At 61.6% G+C, this 19,054-nt stretch carries 15 protein-coding genes; 8 read left to right on the plus strand and 7 right to left on the minus strand.

Features of this window, described 5'->3' with window-relative positions; all coding sequences use genetic code 11:
* Positions 1-12 precede the first annotated feature (12 nt).
* Positions 13-522, minus strand: a complete 510-nt coding sequence (locus GPK39_RS00495) for a hypothetical protein (protein ID WP_117746254.1) — start codon at positions 520-522, stop codon at positions 13-15.
* The gene (locus GPK39_RS00500; RefSeq protein ID WP_117746255.1) at positions 519-815 is read right to left on the minus strand and encodes a hypothetical protein; all 297 of its coding nucleotides are present in this window, start codon (positions 813-815) and stop codon (positions 519-521) included. Before GPK39_RS00500 ends, GPK39_RS00495 begins: the two co-directional genes overlap by 4 nt.
* Before the next feature lie 346 nt (positions 816-1,161).
* On the opposite strand from GPK39_RS00500, the gene GPK39_RS09700 reads away from it, so the two are divergent.
* Genes GPK39_RS09700 through GPK39_RS00515 form a run of 3 tightly spaced genes read left to right on the plus strand, consistent with a single transcriptional unit; the run spans position 1,162 to position 4,787 of the window.
* Complete coding sequence (locus GPK39_RS09700) at positions 1,162-2,763, plus strand: FAD-binding oxidoreductase (RefSeq protein ID WP_338404363.1); 1,602 nt, start codon at positions 1,162-1,164, stop codon at positions 2,761-2,763.
* Between the two features lie 2 nt (positions 2,764-2,765).
* A complete protein-coding gene (locus GPK39_RS00510; protein ID WP_215673372.1) occupies positions 2,766-3,581 on the plus strand; it encodes an electron transfer flavoprotein subunit beta/FixA family protein in 816 nt (271 codons plus the stop codon).
* The gene (locus GPK39_RS00515) at positions 3,582-4,787 is read left to right on the plus strand and encodes an electron transfer flavoprotein subunit alpha (RefSeq protein ID WP_215673373.1); all 1,206 of its coding nucleotides are present in this window, start codon (positions 3,582-3,584) and stop codon (positions 4,785-4,787) included.
* Here GPK39_RS00515 and GPK39_RS00520 read toward each other — a convergent pair.
* Positions 4,784-5,596, minus strand: a complete 813-nt coding sequence (locus tag GPK39_RS00520; RefSeq protein WP_215673374.1) for an HD domain-containing protein — start codon at positions 5,594-5,596, stop codon at positions 4,784-4,786. The genes GPK39_RS00515 and GPK39_RS00520 overlap by 4 nt on opposite strands.
* A 162-nt stretch (positions 5,597-5,758) precedes the next feature.
* Here GPK39_RS00520 and GPK39_RS00525 point away from each other — a divergent pair, with 162 nt between their 5' ends.
* The 4 genes from GPK39_RS00525 to GPK39_RS09705 all read left to right on the plus strand — a co-directional run bounded on the left by GPK39_RS00525 (position 5,759) and on the right by GPK39_RS09705 (position 9,223).
* Positions 5,759-6,415, plus strand: a complete 657-nt coding sequence (locus GPK39_RS00525; RefSeq protein WP_161145017.1) for an AzlC family ABC transporter permease — start codon at positions 5,759-5,761, stop codon at positions 6,413-6,415.
* Complete coding sequence (locus GPK39_RS00530; RefSeq protein ID WP_055310541.1) at positions 6,405-6,728, plus strand: AzlD domain-containing protein; 324 nt, start codon at positions 6,405-6,407, stop codon at positions 6,726-6,728. Before GPK39_RS00525 ends, GPK39_RS00530 begins: the two co-directional genes overlap by 11 nt.
* A 141-nt stretch (positions 6,729-6,869) precedes the next feature.
* Positions 6,870-7,892: a 2-keto-3-deoxygluconate permease gene (locus GPK39_RS00535; protein WP_215673375.1), complete on the plus strand. Its 1,023-nt coding sequence runs from the start codon at positions 6,870-6,872 to the stop codon at positions 7,890-7,892.
* 188 nt (positions 7,893-8,080) lie between these two features.
* Positions 8,081-9,223, plus strand: coding sequence for a GGDEF domain-containing protein (locus GPK39_RS09705; protein WP_215673376.1), 1,143 nt, complete (start codon positions 8,081-8,083; stop codon positions 9,221-9,223).
* A gap of 187 nt (positions 9,224-9,410) precedes the next feature.
* Here GPK39_RS09705 and GPK39_RS00545 read toward each other — a convergent pair whose 3' ends face one another.
* Positions 9,411-10,346: a DMT family transporter gene (locus GPK39_RS00545; protein ID WP_215673377.1), complete on the minus strand. Its 936-nt coding sequence runs from the start codon at positions 10,344-10,346 to the stop codon at positions 9,411-9,413.
* Positions 10,347-10,445: 99 nt separating this feature from the next.
* Complete coding sequence (locus tag GPK39_RS00550; protein WP_215673378.1) at positions 10,446-14,192, minus strand: phosphoribosylformylglycinamidine synthase; 3,747 nt, start codon at positions 14,190-14,192, stop codon at positions 10,446-10,448.
* A 184-nt stretch (positions 14,193-14,376) separates the two neighbouring features.
* Here GPK39_RS00550 and GPK39_RS00555 point away from each other — a divergent pair, with 184 nt between their 5' ends.
* On the plus strand, positions 14,377-15,939 hold the full coding sequence (locus GPK39_RS00555) for a cation:proton antiporter domain-containing protein (RefSeq protein WP_215673379.1): 1,563 nt from the start codon (positions 14,377-14,379) through the stop codon (positions 15,937-15,939).
* A gap of 283 nt (positions 15,940-16,222) precedes the next feature.
* Here the strand turns inward: GPK39_RS00555 and GPK39_RS00560 are convergent, their stop codons facing one another.
* Positions 16,223-16,972 carry an SDR family NAD(P)-dependent oxidoreductase gene (locus GPK39_RS00560; protein ID WP_215673380.1) on the minus strand — a complete coding sequence of 250 codons (750 nt, stop codon included), beginning with the start codon at positions 16,970-16,972 and terminating at the stop codon, positions 16,223-16,225.
* Positions 16,973-17,194: 222 nt separating this feature from the next.
* Positions 17,195-18,538 (minus strand): homoserine dehydrogenase, encoded by a 1,344-nt coding sequence (locus GPK39_RS00565; protein ID WP_138111975.1) that lies wholly within the window; start codon positions 18,536-18,538, stop codon positions 17,195-17,197.
* Positions 18,539-19,054: the final 516 nt, after the last annotated feature.

Below are 19,054 nucleotides of genomic sequence, written 5' to 3' on the forward strand. Positions count from 1 at the left end.
CGGCCGGAAAAGCTAGTTCTCGGCTTGCTCAACCCGCACCTTGACACGTGTCGGATTGCCGTGGCTGTCGAGGGTCTTGGCATCGAGTGCCTGGATCTCGATGTACGCCTCGCCTTCTTTGATGTCGCCGGCGGGGCACGTTTCGATTGTCTTGCCGGTCTCGACCACACCGGATTCGTACATGGTCTCGTCGTTTTGGATGACGCGGAATCGCTGGGGAAATTTATTGTCTTGGACGTTTTGCACGTTGACGCGCAGCTTGCCGTCCTCCTGCAGCTGAGCGACCGGTGCGACCGAAATCGTCATCATGTTGTCGCGGACTATGGCGTCGAGCTCATCTTGGATTTCCTGACGCGTTTTGCCCTCGGCCGTCGTAACCGAAGCGCCCGCCTCGGGTACGGGCTGCGACTGCCAAGCGTATAGTCCTACGGCGACAAGGGCACAGACGATGGCCAAGCAGGCAACGATGAGCTTCTTGCGACGACCCAGGCCTGCAAAGTGGGGTGGCTTCTTCGCGCTCATGCGGCATCCTTGGCGGTATAGATGCGCGCAAAGGTGGACGGGTTCGCTCCAAAGAGCATGTGAAGCATCAGGCGGCGTGAGTAGACAAGCTCGTCGAAGTCGGGAGGGAGCTCGATGTCGTGGATATGCGCGATGCGGTGGGCGAGCGCCGAGAACGACTCGGGGTCGCAGATCACATCGGTGGTAACGTGGTAGACCGTCGTATCGGGGAATGCCTCTTCGTCGAAAGGCAGGAGATGGGGATCGTCGTCGACTTCGATGGCGATGCCGTACTGGGGCCAGTAATATGCCATGGGAACCTCCCTGCTTCTGGGGCCAAAACTTCTGTCGGTTTTGGCTGTCGATGCCGACCGTATCAGCCGTTACTTGACCAATTGCTGACCAAATGCTTGACGGATTGGCGTCTCCGCAGGTAAAAGGCGGCAAAAAATACTCCAACTTTTTTCGAGCGGCAATCGCGCGGTCAGTGACGGCGGGGCCATATGTGTTAAAAGCATCGTCTGCCGAGGAAATCCAGCCGCTCGCCGAATTGCACGAACGTAAAAATCGCCAATTATGGAGACGGTCTCGAACACGTCGACGAAACGATGCGGTAACATCTCCCTGCAAACACTGTAGTTAGCTAAAGGGGGAGTTCGCGTGTCTGTAACCATCAAACCCTTCACCGACGAGTTCGAAGAGTATGGCCGCGATGAATCTCGCGCATCGGGCGAAGCATCGAGCATCTCGTTTCCGACAACGGAAGACGAGGTCCGTGCCATTTTGGAAAAGCTCCATGCCGAGCGTGTCCCGGTAACGGTTCAGGGCGCCCGAACCGGCCTTGCCGCCGGTGCCGTGCCCCACGGCGGGCATATCCTCAATACTTCCCGTATGAATCGCTACTTGGGCCTTCGCCGCGATGAACAAGGCCAATTTTTGCTGCGCGTGGAGCCGGGCGTTGTGCTCTCGGAGCTGCGCAAGCAGCTGAGCAAGAAGGTGCTGCCGACTGCTGGTTGGGACCAGGCATCGCTTGAGGCCTACGAGGAGTTCCAAGAGGCCCCCGAGCAGTTCTTTCCCACCGATCCCACCGAGGCATCTGCCTGTCTGGGCGGCATGGCGGCATGTAACGCCTCTGGTGCCCGCAGCTACGCCTACGGTCCCATGCGCCCACATATCACGGGACTCCACGTCGCGCTGGCTGATGGCGATTTGCTTGAGCTTCAGCGCGGCGAGGCTTTTGCCCAGGGCCGCCACCTGTCGCTCGTGACGGCAGTGGGCCGTACGCTCGAGCTCGATCTTCCCGGCTATACCATGCCCAAGACAAAAAATGCCTCAGGCTATTTCGTTGCGGACGAAATGGACGCCATCGACCTCTTTATCGGTGCTTGCGGCACGCTCGGCGTTATCACCGAGCTCGAGATTGCCCTGCAGGCGGCGCCTGCGGTCGTTTGGGGTGTGAGCTGCTTTTTCGATAGCGAAGACAAGGCCGTGTCCTTTACCGATTCCGTGCGTCCCGTCCTGTCCCATGCGGCTGCCATCGAGTACTTCGACGCTGGCGCCCTGGATATTCTACGTCGCCAGCGCGAGCAGTCGACGGCGTTTGCCTCGCTGCCGGCGCTCGACAAAGAGGCCAAGGTCTGTGTGTACGTGGAGCTCGACTGCGATGACGAGGCCCAGGCGACCGAGGAACTGTACCACCTGGGATGGGTGCTCGAGTTTGCGGGTGGCCGCGACGATGCGACATGGGTCGCGCGCACCGAGGTTGATCGCGAGTGCCAGCGGTTCTTCCGCCATGCGGTCCCCGAGAGCGTCAATATGCTTATCGACGAGCGTCGCCGCACGGATCCCACCATCACCAAACTGGGTTCGGACATGTCGGTGCCCAATGCACGCCTTGCCGATGTCGTGGTCCTCTATCGCCGCGCACTGGCCGAAAGCGGGCTTGAATCTGCTGCCTGGGGGCACATCGGTAACAACCATCTGCATGTGAACATCCTGCCGCGCGATGCGCAGGACTACCGTCGCGGTGGCGAGCTGTTTGCCCAGTGGGCTGCGGAGGTAACGGCTATGGGCGGTGCCGTTTCTGCCGAGCACGGCGTCGGCAAGATCAAGGCGGGCTTCTTAGAGACGATGTACGGTCACGAGGCCATGGTCGAGTCGGCGCGGCTCAAGCTCCAGCTCGATCCCGACGGGCAGCTGGGTCGCGGCAACCTGTTTTCGGAGAAGCTCTTGGATGAGCTCGTCCAGAAAGGGGGCGCGTGAAGATGAGCGATTTCCATATGGTGGTGTGCGTCAAGGCCGTGCCGGGCAGCACCGAGGTCAAGATGGACCCCAAGACCAATACCATCGTGCGCGATGGCAAGCAGGCGGTCATTAATCCCTTTGATGCGAGCGCTTTGGAATGCGCGCTGGCGCTGAAGGACGACTTTATCGGCTTTGGCATGGATGTGCGCGTGACGGTGGTGTCGATGGGCATCCCCGCGACCGAGTCGCTGCTGCGCGACTGCATCGCCCGAGGCGCCGACGACGCGCTGCTGCTGACCGATCGCGCCTTTGCAGGTGCCGATACCCTGGCGACCACCTATGCTCTCAAATGCGGCATCGAGGCGCTCGACGAGGACTTCGACCTGCTCATCTGCGGCAAGATGGCGGTGGATGGCGATACGGCCCAGATCGGTCCCGAGCTTGCCGGTGCCCTTGAGATTCCCTGCGTGACCGACGTGAGTTGCGTGCAGAGCGCGGGCTTTACGACCTGTGGCTCGCTGGCGCTCATTCACGGATGCGATGCCGGCGAGGAGACGGTGTATCTTGAGATGCCGTGCGCGATGACGACTGCCAAGGAGATTGGCCAGTTGCGTATGCCGAGTATTGCCGGTATTCGCGCGGCGGAGGAGGCGGACGTGCGCGTGGTCAGTGCCGCCGACGTGAACGCCGACCCCGCGCGTTGCGGTCTTGCCGGGTCGCCGACACAGGTCGTGCGCTCGTTTGTGCCCGACCGTGACCAAACGTGCGAGGCCGTTGAGGGAACGGCGTCCGAGCAGGCGGTAAAACTTGCCAAGATTATCGAGGGGATGGCATAGATGAGCGGACTGATTATCGATAGCGAAGCCTGTATCGGCTGCGGTCGCTGCGTTCGTGCCTGTGCCTCGGGCGGCATCGTAGTGGAAGGCGAGCGACCCAACCGATGCGCCCATGTAACCGACGGCTGCATCCTATGCGGTGGGTGTGTCGACCCCTGCCCTGTCAACGCTATCTCGATCGAGCGTGACGAGGCTGCTGGTGCGGTGGACCTTGATGCATATCGAGACATTTGGGTATTCGCGCAGACCGACGAGCGCGATACGGTGACTCCCGTTGCCTATGAGCTTATGGGCAAGGGGCGCGAGCTTGCCGATGCTCGCGGCTGCCGTCTGGTGGCACTGGTCGGCATGAGCCCCGAGGGCTCGCTCGGGGACCTGGAGCATCTGGTTTGCGCGGGCGCCGACGAAGTCCTGGCCTGTCGCGACGAGCGCCTGCGCCAAAACGATGCGGAGGTCTACGCCCGCTTGATCTGCGATTTGGTAGCCGAACGCAAACCCGAGGCCATCCTATACGGTGCGACCGCTTTTGGTCGCGAACTGGCACCCGGCGTTGCCGTGCGTTTGCAGACGGGCCTTACGGCTGACTGCACCGTACTTTCGATGGATGCGGAAACGGGGCTGCTGCAGCAGACGCGTCCGGCGTTTGGCGGCAACCTGATGGCCACCATCATTTGCCCCAACCACCGTCCGCAGATGGCAACGGTGCGCCCCGGTATCTTTAAGGCTCCCGACTTCGACTACGGCCGCTCTGGTACGATCACCCAGATATCGCTTGCGGATGATGCTAAGGCTCGTGTCGAGATCTCGATTCCCGCCGAGGAGTGGGGACAGCAGCCCTCGATCGCCAATGCCGAGTGCCTGGTCGTGGTGGGTCGCGGCATTGGTTCCAAGAAAAACCTGCCGTTGATGCGAAGGCTCGCCGAGGCTCTGGGAGCCGAGCTTGGCTGCACGCGACCTGTCGTGGAGGCCGGCTGGTTGGAGTATCGCCATCAGATTGGCCAGACGGGCGTATCGGTTTCGCCCAAGCTTCTCGTGAGTATCGGTGTTTCGGGCGCCATTCAGCATCTTGCCGGCATCGGTGGGGCGGAGTGCATTATCGCCATCAACGAGGACCCGGATGCCCCCATTTTCGGTGCTGCCCAGTACAAGGTTGTTGGGGACGCCGTCGAGGTCGTCGAGGAGCTGCTGGCCCAGCTTGAGCGCTAGGCGCGCGCCAGCCAGTCGCGCATCTCGTCCTTTAGGCGGCTCCAGGTTGCCTGCGTGGCGGGGTCGGTAAAGGGCCGCGTAATGCCAAAGGGCGCGTCGAGCAGGCGGTGGATATCGCCCTGTTCGCGCGCCAGCGCGCGGCCTGCTGGATAGACGAGCTCAAACATAAAGCAGATAAGCCCCACCAAGAAGTCGGCGGGCTCATCGCGCTCATCGCGCGTGACGCAGCGGTGCTCGTCAAAGGCGGCAAGTGTCGGCGACGAGAAACGGCTGCCGAGAAACGTCTTCTCGTCCACCTTGAGGATAGTGTCGACGGTGCTGTCGGCGATGGTGCGCATAATGTCGATCTTGTCACCATCGCGCACGATATCGCAGAAGCACCGTGTACGCTCGTCGAGTTGTGCCGGCAGGCGAAAGTCGCTGTGATAGGCGATGCTCGCTCGGATGAGCTCGTCATGCGCACCGGTTTCGATAAAGTCACGGATGTTTGTCGTGGCGGGTGCATCGGCGGGATTCTCGCCAAAGAGGACCTCGATGCCCAGCGCCGCATGGCTCATGCTCTCGGCGTCCTTAAAGGTGTCCCAGCGTCGCAGCTGCTCAAAGCGGCCCATATCGTGTAGCAGGCCGCAAAGCCATGCCAGGTCAATATCTTCTGACGACCAGCCCTGCTCGCGCGCTACGGCATCGCATGCCTCGGCCACGTGGTACGTATGCTCGATTTTGAGCGCGATGCGTGGGTTGGTGGCGTCGTAGGCATCGGTGTAGCTTTTGAAGGCCGCGCGCGCCCGGTCTCGATCGATAGCTGTCATAATGACTTCCTAAAAAGTTGTGTCTTTCGATCCGGTGGCAATTGTAGGTGAACTCGGTTGCTGCCGGATGATGATTCTGCCGTGTCGCTACATGCGGCTCGGAGACCTTGTCAGGATGAGAAACGTATGGTGCTCAAAATCGTTAGAACCGTCTGGCCAGTGATGCTTACCTATGTTGCAATAGGCGCGCCGTGCGGAATGATCATGGGGCAGACGGGAATGGAGCCCTGGATGGTCTTTGCTCTAAGCAGTACGTTTGTGACGGGCAGCGGCCAGTTTATGATCTGCAACCTGTGGCTGGCGGGTGTGCCTGCAGCATCGATCGTCGCGAGCGTCGCCGCAATCTCCTCGCGCTTTGCGCTTTACTCGGCATCGATCGCACCGCATCTGAGGGGTGCCTCGAAGCGTCAGACGCTGGCTGTTGCCGCGACACTTACCGAGGAGGCATATGGCATCTCGCTTGCCAAGTTGGTTGAAGGGGAGGATTGGGGCCCGCGCGAGTCCTTTGTGCTCAACGTAATCCTCATCGCAACATGGGGCGTTTCGTGTACGATGGGCGCCATCGTCGGCGCCGTTGTCGATGTTCCCACCGCCATTGCAGCCTTTGTCTGCACCTCGCTCTTTATCTGCCTGCTCTTTTCGCAGCGGCTGTCGCGCGGTAACGTTGTCGCGGCGGTTTCGGGCGCGGTGTCCGTCGCCGTATGCAAGTTCTTGGGCCTCGCGAATATTGCCGTGCCGGCAAGCGTCGTGGTCGGCATTGCCATTGCGCTGGCGTGCGATGCTGTATTTGACGGAAGAGGTGCCCGCGATGCCCGCTAACGAGTTCTTGGTTCTGTGGCTGTCGTCGTGGGCTGCTATCGCGTTCTTTCGCATCGCGCCGGCGTTCGCCTTACGCGGGCGGACCCTGTCGCCCCGCATTACCGAGGCCCTGGGCTATATCCCGCCCGCTGCCTTTGCCGCGCTGGTCGCCAACGACTTGGTGAACCCCGGCGCGTTCGACGCGGGACTCTGGCCTGCCTTGGTTCCCTGGATTGCGGCCACCGGCGTCGTGGCGGTGGCAATCAAGACAAAGTCGATGTTGTGGTGCTGCGTTTCGGGCATCGTGTTCTATATCGTTTTGAGCCTCGTATAGGAGCAGGACGCGTTATCGTCCCGGCCTAACGAATCGAATTTCTCACCGAGGCGGTCTGCTTCTTCTGGTACCATGGTCAAACTTTACTGTAGCAAAGCGTGACGTGGGCTTTTGTTCTGCGTCAGCGGAAATGGGGGTTTCATGGCACAGGAAGCGACCGCCAGCGAGCAAAAGAAATTCAAGGTACCGCGCATCCCGGGCGACATCATGATCTATCCGATGATCGTCGGCCTTTTGCTCAATACCTTCTGCCCGCAGGTCTTTGAGGTCGGCGGCTTCTTTACGGCTGCCTGCCGCGGCGGCTCCAACACCATCGTTGCCGCGATCTTGCTGTTCGTGGGCGCCGGCATCAGCTTTAAGTCCACGCCGGGCGCCATCAAGACCGGCATCGTCGTGCTGATTCCTAAGCTTGTAGTGGCAGCCGCGCTGGGTCTGGGCGTCGCATACTTCTTTAACGATAACTTTTTAGGCCTGAGCTCGGTTTCCATCATCGGCGGCATTACGTTTTGCAACATGGCGCTCTATACGGGCATCATGGGCGAGTTCGGCGATGAGTCCGAGCAGGGCGCTGTCGGTATCCTGTTCTTTACGGCCGGCCCCGCCGTCACGATGATCATCCTTGGTGTTTCGGGTCTCGCCAACATCCCCGTCGGCACCATCATCGGATCCATCCTGCCGCTTGTTATCGGCATGGTCCTGGGCAACTTGTTCCCGTTTATCAAGAACCTGCTGGTTCCCGGCGCCAATCCCGCGATCGCTGTAATTGGTTTTCAGCTCGGTGCGTCCATGAGCCTTTCGAGCTTCATCGCCGGTGGCATTTCGGGCATCCTGCTGGGCCTCATCACGCTCTTTATCGTCGGTCCCATTACCTTTGCCTTCGAGCGCCTGTGTGGCGGCAATGGTAAGGCGGCTGTGGCATGTTCCACCATTGCCGGCACGGCCATGACCACGCCGGTCGCCCTCGCCGAGGTCGCTCCGCGCTATGCCGAGCTTGCGCCCACCGCGTATGCGCAGATCACCACTGCCGTCATCATCACGGCAATCATGGCCCCGATTCTGACCGGCTGGGTCGATAAGAAGTTCTGCCAGAGCAAGGAAGACCTGTCGCCTGCCGGTGTCGAGGCCATCGAAGAGGCTGTCGCGACCGACATCGATGGCGAGTAGCAATCGATACCCATCAATGATTCCGGCGTGCAACTCGCGCCGTTTGAGCGCCCGAACGAGAGCTGTCTTGCAGTGACGTTCGGTCGCTCTGCTATTATTCCCCTTACCCCTGCGGAGTAGGGGGTGTTTGTTGCCCAGATTCGAATTGGGCGATTCTGGCCACTTGGATATTGAAGGGAGGGCGTCTAGTGGTAAAGGCACTCAAGATCGAGATATTCCTGCTGTGCATGATTATTCTTATCGGACTTGCCGTACGAAGCCGTCGCTCCCTGTTCTCGAGCACCCAGCAGCTTTTGTTTAGCATGCTGGGCTACACGTCTGCTGCCTACATTTTCTTCGATATGATCTGGACGCTCTCGGACGGTGTGGACGGCACGTTGGGCATTGCAGCCAACTGGATTTCCAACGCGGTTTCGTTTTCGCTCTTCGCCATCGCGTGTCTCATTTGGTTTATCTATTCCGAGACGATGCAGGGCTCTCACCTTGTGACCTCGCGCTATAGGGTGGTGCTTGTAACGTTGCCTACGGCTCTGGTGGTCGTGCTGGCTTTTACCAGTTACTGGACGCACGCCCTGTTCTATATCGATTCGCAGGGCGTGTATCGTCGCGGCTTTGCCTATATGATCCAGCCCATTGTCAGCTACTGTTACGTTATACATACGTCCCTGCATGCGTTTGTGCAATCTCGCAGGGTCGAGAGCCTGCAGACGAAGGCTATCTATCGAACCTTAGCATTTTTCGCCATTCCGGCCCTGGTGGGCGGTACCTTTCAGATCGTATACTCGGTGCCTGGCCTTTGTGTCGGCATAATGATTAGCATGTTGCTGCTCTATATCATCTGCCAGGAGCAGCTCATCTCGACCGACCCGTTGACTGGCCTCAACAATCGCAACCGTTTTGAGACCTATATGCTGTCGCTCTTCTCAAATGTTGGTCATACGGACGATGTGTATCTTCTCATGATGGACGCTGACGGCTTTAAGCAGATTAACGATCGCTATGGACATGTGGAGGGTGATCATGCTCTTCAGGTCTTATCTGCTGCGCTCAAAAAGGTCTGCACGGCGTCTGGCAGCTTTATCGCACGTTATGGCGGCGATGAGTTCGTAGTCCTTCAAAAGGCGGCAGCGGAACAGGACATCATACGTCTGTGCGCGGCAATCAACGACGAGCTCGCGCGCGCCGAGGTGCCGTATCTGTTGCGGATGTCCATCGGCTACGCATGGGTCGGTGACGGCGTCGATACCTGGCAAGACTTGCTTCGCGCTGCCGACGCGGAGCTCTACCGCGTCAAGGCCGAGAAAAAGAAGGCCGGCGTCCAGATACGCTAGGAAAAGGGGCACACGACCGTGGTGGTCGTGCGCCCCTTTTTGCGTTTGTGGGGGCCACCGGCCATAATGCCCAGGCGCGGTGCGGCAAGACGGGCGTCTGCCGCCGCGACTCGGTACGAAATCAACGAGAACCAGTGTGCTCCATTAAGCTAAAGTTTGCGAACATCCTCTCAAAAAGGTGAACTCGCTAGGCTTTTTTGGGTTTGTTGACGATGATGATGCCGCCGCAGACCAACAGCAGGGCAACGATGACGGTAACGGGGCTCGTGCCAGCGCCCTCGCCGAGCAGCAGCGCGCTCAGCACCACACCAAAGACGGGGTTCATAAACCCAAAGACCGAGACGCGGCTGACGGGGTTGACGGCAAGCAGGCGCGACCACAGCGAGTACGCGACGGCGGAAATGAGTGCCATATAAATGATGAGCGCGATGGCGGGGGCGATTTCGGTGGGGGACAACGTGCCGCCCATCAAAAACCCGATGGCGGTAAGGACCACGCCACCGACTAAAAACTGCCACCCGGCAAGCAAGACGCCGTCGTGCTCGCGCGAGAAGATGCCGATCAGGCAGGTCGATAGGGCGCCTGCAACAGTGGAAGCCAAGATAAAGCCCTCGCCGTCGAGCGTAAAGCCAAAGGTGCCGTCCGCGCCCGAAAGGTTGACGAGCGCGACGCCGGCAAAGCCCAGCGCACAGCCAAGCACCTTGGCCGTATTGAGCTTCTCGGTGTGAAACGCCAGGGCGGCAAAGAGGATGGCTAGGAAGTTGGCGCTGGCCTCGATGATGGAGCTCGACATGGCGCTGGCGCGCGAGAGGCCCAGGTAGAAAAAGAAGTACTGCCCGATAGTCTGGAAGAGCGACAAGACAAAGATGGGCTTGATGTCGCGCGCTTGCGGTATGAGGGGGCGGCGTTGGGCCGCGCTCATCCCAACGATAACCAGGGCGCCGGCAAGCGTAAAGCGTAAACCTGCAAAGAGCAGCTGCGAAGCGCTATCGTGCGCTGGGATGCCAAAGAGTGCGTAGCCGATCTTGATGCAGGGAAAGGCCGATCCCCAGAGTGCACAGCAAACAAGACAGCCCAGGATGAGTCCGGGCAGGGTGGCGAGATACGGCTTGCGGCTTTCCATGATGTCCTTCCTACATGCGCGAAGTAAAAAAGAACCCGCCACCGGATGTGTCGGTGGCGGGTGTTGTTACCCGAAGGGATTGTACCTGATGGGAAAGGTTTAAGCGAAGTAGGCCACGCCGCTCTCAAAGATCGGCATGAACTTATCGCCGGGGACATGCTCGGGCACGTTGCGGTACAGGTTGTCGCCGCGACGCTCGGCATGGCCCATCTTGCCCAGGACGCGGCCGTCGGGGCTCGTGATGCCCTCGATGGCGAGTGCGGAGCCGTTGGGGTTGACGGAGAGATCCATGCTGGGCTTGCCGTTCTCGCCCACGTACTGCGTGGCGACCTGGCCGTTGGCGATCAGCTGGGTGAGCACTTCGTCATTGGCGACAAAGCGGCCCTCGCCGTGGCTGATGGCGACGGTGTAGGGGTCGTCCAGGCTGCACTGCGACAGCCATGGGGACAGGTTGGACGAGATGCGGGTGCGCACCAGGCGGCTCTGATGGCGACCGATGGTGTTGAACGTCAACGTGGGCGCATCGGGCGTGGCATCGACGATGTCGCCGTAGGGCACCAGGCCGAGCTTGATCAGGGCCTGGAAGCCGTTGCAGATGCCCAGCATCAGGCCATCGCGGGCCTTGAGCAGGTCGCGGACTGCCTCGGTGACCTCGGGAGCGCGGAAGAACGCCGTGATGAACTTGGCAGAGCCGTCGGGCTCGTCGCCGCCCGAGAAGCCGCCGGGGATCATGACGATCTGGCTTGCGCGGATGCGGCGGGCAAGCTCGTGGGTGCTCTCGGCGACGGCCTCGGGCGTGAGGTTGTTGATCACGAAGGTGTCGGCTTCGGCACCGGCTGCGCGGAAGGCACGTGCGCTGTCGTACTCGCAGTTGTTGCCGGGGAACACGGGGATGATCACGCGCGGGCGGGCGATCTTGGCGCCGCCGTACACGTGGATGTCCTTGGCGCGGAAGTCGATGGTCTCGACCTCGGGGGTCTCGCCGGCGCTGCGGTAGGCAAAGACGCCCTCGATGCCGCTCTCCCAGGCCTCCTGGAGCTCGGAGAGCTCGATGACCTCGGAGCCGGTGTCGATGACATAGCCCTCGACGGTGGTGCCCAGGGGCTCGACGACAACGCCGTTGGCGACCTCGGGCAGCTCGGCGTCCTCGGCGAGCTCGACGATAAAGCTGCCGTAGAGCGGGGTGAAGAGGCTCTCCACGTCTACATCCTCGGCAAGCTCGATACCGATCTGGTTACCGACGCACATCTTAAAGAGGCTCTCGGCGCCGCAGCCGTAGCCGGGCGTGGAGACGGCCAGGGCGTTGCCGTTGGCGGTGAGCGCCTCGACGGCGTCAAACGCGGCGAGCAGCTGCTGAGCGTCGGGACGGTAGTCCTCGCCATAGGTGGCGGGGGCGATGCGGACGACGCGGTGCGTGAGGCCCTTGAACTCGGGTGAGACGGCGCGGGCGGCCTTGCCCACGGCGACGGCGAAGCTGATCAGGGTCGGCGGGACGTTGAGCTCGCCGGTCTCGTCCTCAAACGAACCGCTCATGGAGTCCTTGCCGCCGATGGCGCCGGCACCCAGGTCGACCTGGGCCATGAGGGCGCCCAGGACGGCTGCCGTGGGCTTGCCCCAGCGCTCGGCCTCGGTGCGCAGACGCTCGAAGTACTCCTGGAAGGAGAGGTAGGCGCGCTTGTGCTCAAAGCCGGCAGCCACGAGCTTGGCGATGGACTCGACCACGGACAGGTAGGCGCCAGCAAACTGGTCGGCTTCCATCAGATAGGGGTTGAAGCCCCATGCCATGGCGCTCGCCGTGGTGGTCTCGCCGTCCACGGGGAACTTGGCGACCATGGCCGAGCTTGGGGTGAGCTGCGTCTTGCCGCCAAAGGGCATGAGCACGGTCGCGGCGCCGATGGTGGAGTCGAAGCGCTCGGAAAGGCCCTTGTTGGAAGCGACGTTGAGGTCGGTGACGAGCGAGGTCATGCGCTCGGCGAGCGTGGTGCCGGCCCAGCTGGGCTGCCACACGCTGCGGGCACAGACGTGGGCGACCTGGTGCTTGGGCGCACCGTTGGAGTTGAGGAACTCGCGGGACAGATCGACGATGGCGACGCCGTTCCATGCCATGCGCATGCGCGGCTCGGCGGTCACCTCGGCGATAACGGTAGCCTCCAGGTTTTCCTCGGCGGCGTAGCCCATGAACTCCTCGACGTCACCGTCGGCGACGGCGCAAGCCATGCGCTCCTGGGACTCGGAGATAGCGAGCTCGGTGCCGTCCAGGCCGTCGTACTTCTTGGTCACGGTGTCCAGGTCCACGTACAGGCCGTCGGCAAGCTCGCCTACGGCGACCGAGACGCCGCCGGCGCCAAAGTCGTTGCAGCGCTTGATCAGACGGCAGGCATCGCCGCGGCGGAACAGGCGCTGCAGTTTGCGCTCGACCGGGGCGTTGCCCTTCTGGACCTCGGCACCCGAGGTCTCGATGGACTCGGTGTTCTGGGTCTTGGAGGAGCCGGTGGCACCGCCGATGCCGTCACGGCCGGTGCGGCCGCCCAGCAGGATGATCTTGTCGGTGGGGGCGGGGCACTCGCGACGAACGTGGTTTGCCGGGGTAGCGCCCACGACGGCGCCGACCTCCATGCGCTTGGCCACGTAGCCGGGGTGATAGAGCTCGTTGACCTGGCCAGTGGCAAGTCCGATCTGGTTGCCGTAGCTGGAGTAGCCGGCGGCGGCGGTGGTTACGAGCTTGCGCTGCGGCAGCTTGCCCTCGAGCGTCTCGGACACGGGGACGGTGGGATCGCCGGCGCCGGTGACGCGCATGGCCTGGTACACGTAGCTGCGGCCCGACAGCGGGTCGCGGATGGCACCGCCCACGCAGGTGGCGGCACCGCCGAAGGGCTCGATCTCGGTCGGGTGGTTGTGGGTCTCGTTCTTAAACAGGAACAGCCAGTCCTGGTCCTCGCCATCGACATCGACCTTCACCTTGACGGTGCAGGCGTTGATCTCCTCGGACTCGTCGACATCGGTCATGACGCCGGTCTTCTTAAGGTACTTGGCGCCGATGGTGCCCATGTCCATGAGACAGACGGGCTTGGCGTCGCGGCCGAGTTCGTGGCGCATCTCCATGTAGCGGTCGAAGGCCTGCTGCACCACGGCGTCGTCGATCGTCACGTCGTCCAGGACGGTGCCGAAGGTGGTGTGGCGGCAGTGGTCGGACCAGTAGGTGTCGATCACACGGATCTCGGTGATGGTGGGGTCGCGGTCCTCATCGCGGAAGTACTGCTGGCAGAAGGCGATGTCCGCCTCGTCCATGGCAAGGCCGCGCTCGGAAATAAAGGCGGCAAGGCCGGCTTCGTCGAGCTCGCGGAAACCGTCGAGCACCTCGACGGGCTGGGGCTCGGGGGTCTCCATGTACAGCGTCTCGGGCAGGTCGAGCGAGGCGATGCGCGCCTCGACGGGGTTCACCACGTAGTGCTTGATGGCATCGATGGCGGCCTCGTTCAGAGCGCCCGAGATCATATAGACCTTGGCGGAGCGCACGGCAGGGCGCTCGCCCTGGCTGATGAGCTGCACGCACTCGCTGGCGGAGTCGGCGCGCTGGTCAAACTGGCCAGGCAGGAATTCGACGGCAAAGACGGCGCCATCGCTTGCGGGGAGCTCGTCGTAGGTCACATCGACCTGGGGCTCGCTAAAGACGGTCGGCACGCAGGAGCGGAAAAGCTCCTCGTCGATGCCCTCGACGTCGTAACGGTTGATGATCCTCAGGGCCTCGATGCCCTTGATGCCGAGAATTTCGGTCAGCTCGCCCTTGAGCTGCTGAGCCTCGACGTCGAACCCGGGTTTCTTCTCCACGTAGATACGAGAGACCATTGGTTCCTGCCTTCCTGATCGGTTGGGCGTACGGTACGGTATGCGGCAGCGGTCGGTTTGCGGGGCAAGCCTCGCGGTCGCCTTGAGCCACATGTTTGTAAACCTCACTATGATACGACAGCTCGTGGCGCGTTGAGGACGGCGAGGGTGCTACAGTGATGCGCAATCAAGAGAAAGGCATCACATGGCATTCGTTTCGCTCGCCATCATCGCACTCGTGGCCTTTGCGAGTCCTTTTATCGCCTCGGCGATTCCTGGAAAACCCGTTCCCGAGACGGTCTTTTTGCTCGTGCTCGGCGCGGTGCTGGGACCCCATATGCTCGGCGTCATCCATGTAGATGCCGAGGTCTCGCTTGTGTCCGAGCTCGGTCTGGCCTTTTTGTTCCTGCTTGCCGGCTTTGAGATCGACCCCAAGAGCATCACGGGCGTCGAGGGGCGCTACGGCTTGGCGACGTGGGTCGTCACGTTTGGTATCGCCTGGCTTGCCGTGCGCTTTACCCCGTGGTTCTCGGTCAGTCATTTCGACGGTATCGCCGTGACGCTTGCCCTCACTTCTACGGCGCTCGGCACGCTCGTGCCCATCATGCGTGAGCGTTCACTTGTCGGAACGCGCGTGGGCGACTCGATTCTCGCGTATGGCACCTGGGGCGAGCTCGGCCCCGTGCTTGCCATGTCGGTGCTGCTGTCTGCCCGTACCGGCATCCAAACGCTCGTGATTCTTGGCCTGTTTGCGGTGGTCTGCGTGTTGCTTGCCGTGGTCCCAAGCCGCTCCAAGCGCGTCGGCAGCCGCTTCTTTGCGTTTGTCGAGGAACGTGCCGATACCACGTCGCAGACCTTCGTGCGCCTGACGGTGCTCATCCTGGTCACACTCGTGGCGTTCTCGGCTGTCTTTGATCTCGACATCGTGTTGGGTTCTTTTGCCGCCGGCTTTGTCCTGCGCTACATCATCCCCGAGGGCAACCATACGCTCGAGACCAAGCTCGACGGCCTGGCCTACGGTTTTTTGATTCCGGTGTTCTTTACCGTATCGGGCGCAAAGATCGATCTGACGGCCGTGGCGTCGCGCCCGGGTCTGCTCCTGGGCTTTATCGTGGCGTTGTTGATTATTCGTGCCGTGCCCATTCTTATTTCTATGAGCATTTGCCCTGCGACGCGCGATGTGTCGGCGTATGGTCGCATTACCGTGGCCCTGTACTGCACCACGGCGCTGCCGATCATCGTTGCCGTGACAAGCGTTGCCGTCAACGCGGGCGCGCTGTCGCAAGACATCGCGTCGGTTATGGTTGCCGCCGGCGCCATCACGGTGTTCTTGATGCCATTGCTCGCGCAGCTCTTCTACCGCGTGGTGGATGCTGCGCCGGTCGCCGCCGTGGCAGAAGTTGCCGAGCATCCATCCGATGCGCTCGACATCCTGCGCGCTCATCATGATTTGGCGAGCCTGCTCGCACGCGAGCACGAGCTGCTGACCTCGCATGGTCACGGTCGCGTATTCGAGGGCCTGCCTACGCTCGATACGATTGCCGAGCGTCTTTCCGCCGAGGCGGCGAGCGGCCACATCGATGCCCGCATCGTGGACGCGGCGCATCTTCTTGCCGATAAGACCTATGGTGATGAGGTCGACCCGTCCGAGCTGACCCCGCGCGAGCGTCGCCGCCTGGAGCGCGCCAAGCTCGCCGTGCGCGAATACCGCCGCCGCATGCTGGAGCTCTATGCAAGAGAAGAAGCCGAGGACGACGACGGCAAGTAGCCGATACTCTCTCGAGGAAGCCGCGTCCCGCTTTGAAGGCCCGGAACGGGATGTGGTTTCCGAAACGGGGGCCGTTGGGAAACGGTATCCCAGAATCGGCGTTCAAAGCGGGGCGCAGTTTCCGCAAGGAGGTCCTGGGGAAACCGTGCCCCGTTCTGATCCGAAATACTGGGACATAGTTTCCCTTTCATAACAGAAGAAGGCGCGCTGCCTGCAGTTGATGCAGACGGCGCGCCTTTTTGGTTGAGCTATGTTGAGGCTTGAAGCCAAAGCTTGTGGCTCCCTAGGAGCGGGCGGCTCCGTCGACGGGGAGCACGGCGCCCGTGACGTAGGAGGACATGTCGCTCGCCAGGAAAACAAAGGCGTTGGCGACATCCTCGGGCTCGCCCATGCGACCCAGCGGAATGGTGGCGACGATGGGCTTAATAACCTCTTCGGGCAGGTTGGCGACCATATCGGTTTTGGTTACGCCAGGTGCGACGGCATTGACGCGAATACCCATGGGGGCGAGCTCGCGCGAGAGCGACTGGACCATGCCGTTAACGGCAAACTTGGACGTGGGGTAACCGACGCCAGAGGGCTGACCGTACTTGGCGACCATTGAGCTCGTGGTGGTGATGGTGCCGCCGTGGCCGGCCTCGGTCATAATCTTGGCGGCTGCCCGGTGGCCGTTAAAGACGGCGACGACGTTGAGGTCCATAACTTTGGCGAAATCCTCGGCCGTGTAGTCCAAGAGGGGTGAACGCTGGGAGATACCGGCATTGTTGACGACCGTGTCCAAGCCGCCCATGTCGGCTGCAGCCTGGGTAAAGGCCTCAGTCACGGCTTCGAGTGAGGTGAGGTCGCAGGAGCGGCCCCAGATCTTGGCGTCGGGATAGGCGGCTGTCAGCTTCTCAACGGCCGCGTCGGCAGTCTCCTGGCGCGAGCCAAAGACAGTGACGGCGGCACCCTCCTCGATAAAACGGCAGGCGATGGCATAGCCGATGCCGCGCGTGCCTCCGGTGATGATTGCTTTCTTGCCCTCGAGCAACATGGTGCCTCCATTCTTCTGGGGTGGACGTACGCAGCACAGGATAGCGGCGGACAAAAACAAACATGCCTGCTTATCGGTGAGCGGTATCCCTGCTTGACACCGAACGGTCAAGTTGTTCAAACGCTGGCCGCGTCAATGCGCTCCGAGCGCGCAAGCAAAAGGGGCTCCCGTCCAAGACCGGACGGGAGCCCCTCAAATATATGTCGTATGGCGAGAACCGAACTAGTTCGCCATGACGCCTTCTGTCCAGGCCTCGACGTCCTCGATGCGCAGGACGTTGGCGACCTCGGCCACGCAGTCGACGCTGGCAAGCTCGGCGGCGGCAGCTTGGACGTCCTTCTCGAGCGCGCGGTGCGTCAGGAAGATGACCGAGCAGGCATCGCTGACGCCCGACTTGCCGTCCTCGACCTGGTTGATGAGCGAGATCGAGATGTTGTGCTTGGCAAAGATGTCGACCGTCTCGGACAGGGCGCCCACGCGGTCGGCGACCTTCAGGCGCACATAGTACTTGGTCTGGAGCTCGTCCATGGGCTTAAAGGCGAGGTTGTGGCCATAGGGCTCAATCTCGGGCAGCGGAGCCACGCCGCGGCTGATCTGCTCGGAGAGCGACAGGATATCGCCCACGACGGCGCTCGCGGTGGGGAAGGAGCCTGCGCCGGCACCGTAGAACATGGTCTCGCCTACGGCGTCGCCTACCACGTAGACAGCGTTCATGGCGCCGTTGACCTTGGCGAGCATGTGGTCGGCGGGGATCAGCGTGGGGTGCACGCGAACGTCGACGCCGGCGTCGGTGTTGCGGGCGATGCCCAGCAGCTTGATGGTGTAGCCGAGCTCGCGGGCCTGGGCGATGTCCTCGGCGCCGATGGTACGGATACCCTGCTGGTACACATCGTCAGTGGTCACGCGGGTGCCAAAGCCGATGGAGGCGAGGATGGCCGTCTTGCTGGCGGCATCGAAGCCGTCGACGTCGGCGGACGGGTCGGCCTCGGCATAGCCCTTGGCCTGCGCGTCGGCAAGCACGTCGGCGTAATCGGCGCCCTCGGCGTCCATACGCGACAGGATGTAGTTGGTGGTGCCGTTGAGAATACCGGCGATGGTCAGGATCTTGTTGCCCACCAAGTCGTGCTCGAGCGTGCTCACGATGGGGATGCCACCGCCGCAGCTGGCCTCGCACTTAATCTGCACGCCGCACGCGCGTGCCTTCTCGGCAAGCGTCTCGACGTGACGGCCCAGCAGGGCCTTGTTGGCAGAGACGACGTGCTTGCCGTGCTCAAAGGCAGTGGTGAAGATCTCGGTCGCGGGATGCTCGCCGCCGATCAGCTCGACGACGATGTCGACGGCGGGGTCGGTGACGACGTCGTGCCAGTCACTCGTAAAGGCCTCACGCTCAATACCGGCTGCCTCGGCCTGCTCCCAGGCAAGCGCGCAGGCGCGGGTCAGCTTAAGGTCGATGCCGTAGGCTGCCAGGTACTCATCGTGGTGGCTCTTGATCAGACGGGCCACGCCGCCGCCGACGGTTCCCAGACCGATGAGGCCGACGTTCACGGTGCGCAGGGGTTCGCTCATAGATAGCTCCTTCGTGCATCTTATGGATGGATTAACCGCTTAAAGGTTGAGTGCATTCTAGCGTGAACCGGGGGCGCGTGCTCGCCAGGCAACAGGAGTCGCACAAAACGGCACCCCCGAAACGCTGCGGAAACATTGGAAACATGCTCGCTACAAACGGAACTCCGTAACAAACTGTCAACGTTTGCGCCATAAGGTTTGCCCTGTGCGACTGGGGCATACAGGCGCTCGTCGGCGTGGAATGACGAGGGCCAGGTCGAAAAGCCCGCTACGGCTTATGTGATCCAGGACGGCAAGTACATCGCCGCCTAAGTGCATATAACGAGACCGGTGGGGCCGTTTTATGCAAGGCAAGGACGCCTGTAACAGAACGGAAACATTACTTTCACACAATAAAGTGGCATTACTGCATAAAGTAATAGAAATACGCAGAAATATGGATAAATGAACAAATCCAAAGAAAAGTCGAAATAACCGCCACTTTTCCTAACTAAAGCGTCTACTATTTTGCGAACG

It is taken from the genome of Collinsella aerofaciens (assembly GCF_018785245.1).
Lineage (GTDB): Bacteria > Actinomycetota > Coriobacteriia > Coriobacteriales > Coriobacteriaceae > Collinsella > Collinsella aerofaciens_AD.